This is a genomic window from Bacillus massilinigeriensis (genome assembly GCF_900111815.1).
Taxonomy (GTDB): domain Bacteria; phylum Bacillota; class Bacilli; order Bacillales; family Cytobacillaceae; genus Mesobacillus_C; species Mesobacillus_C mediterraneensis.
In genome coordinates this window covers 1-1,403 of the sequence record NZ_LT630023.1, presented here as the reverse complement: position 1 = coordinate 1,403, position 1,403 = coordinate 1, and the positions used below count along the sequence as shown (strand labels likewise).

The window sequence follows — 1,403 nt, the reverse complement described above, 5'->3', positions numbered from 1 at the left end:
AATAGTTTAATAAACTCTTTTCCATGGCCATATCTTGAAAGGGTCCTCTTATAAAATTCTTGGTAAATTGGGGGAAGTTTTGCTCTTCTGACTGGGCGCGCATGCTGTATAGCCCTTGGTTTTCTCTCCAGTTCATCCAAATAATGATCCACTTCAAATACTTCTTGGAGTCTTTCATATGACCGTTCATGTTTGGCAACACAACTTCCGTCCAGCCATACCTCTACATAATCTACATATGCATATATGAGTGCTTCTTTTCTTCCGGCATATCTTGTTGGTACAGAATAGCTATTTGTTTCAAAATTCACAAGGGACAAGCTGTTAACACCAGCTTTTACCTTTCTTGCGCAGGGATGTGTACCGATAATTGGCAAAAGATATTCTTTCTCCTGCAGGAATCGATCCCCGACTCTTTCTTTCGTTTTTGGTACAAAGGTGTCCTCATAGGCATCGCATTGTTCCATTAAGTATTGATTTAGTTCCTGAATCTCACTTACCCGTGGAACAGGAACTAAAAATTGAGCTCGGGCTGTTTGAACCAGTTTCTCCACTTGTCCCTTTTCATTTCCTTTTGCCGGCGCACAAAATTGAGCATCAAAGAGGTAGTGTGATCGAAACTGAATGAAGGCTTCTTGTTCTTCGCGCTTGGTGCCTTCTAACACTTTCTTTACCGCTGTTTTCATATTGTCATAGACAATCGTTTTCGGCACACCACCGAAATAATCAAAGGCATCTGCGTGCCCCTGAAATAAAGCCTCCTGGCGCTGATGCGGAAACACTTTTACAAATATCTTTCGGCTATACAGAAGCCTCATACAGAAAAGCATTACTTTTCTTTCAATACCATTCAGAATGATGATGACTTCTCCCCAATCAAATTGGGCGAATTCACCAGGATCAAATTCCAACGGAATAGAGGAATTAGGGGCTTCCTTGAGCTGCTTGTATTGGCGTACGAAACGGCGGACAGTGGATTCTCCACCTTTAAAACCGTATTCTTTCTCCAAGCGTCTGAAGATTTGAGCAGCTGTATGACGCTGTTTTACTGGGGCTGTTTCGTCATCCATTAACCATTGGATAATGGTTGATTTAACGGGATCGATGACCGGATTGGCAGCTGGCTTTGAGCGTTGATAGGTTGGAATTTCATTCTGTTGTAATGCCTTGCGAATGGTTTGCCTTGATAGTTTGAGATCTTTTGATAATTGCCGAATAGATCGACCTTCTTTAAAGTGCAATTTTCTGATAAGCTCTATATTAGCCATCTTTAACATCCTTTTTTCCTCCCAAATCATGAAGTTCTCGACAAACTCTATGATAAGGGATTTGGTGTTAAGGGTGGTCAACTTTTTGATTAGCGAATTGTACTTTAGTGGTCAACTTTTATTTTAGCGTTTACA

Annotated in this window: 1 protein-coding gene; it reads right to left on the bottom strand. The window is 41.0% G+C overall.

The window, feature by feature from the left end:
- Positions 1–1,277, bottom strand: a 1,277-nt coding sequence (gene istA, locus BQ5796_RS16910; RefSeq protein WP_071461537.1) for an IS21 family transposase, incomplete at its 3' end; no start/stop codon positions are given.
- Between the last annotated feature and the right edge of the window lie 126 nt (positions 1,278–1,403).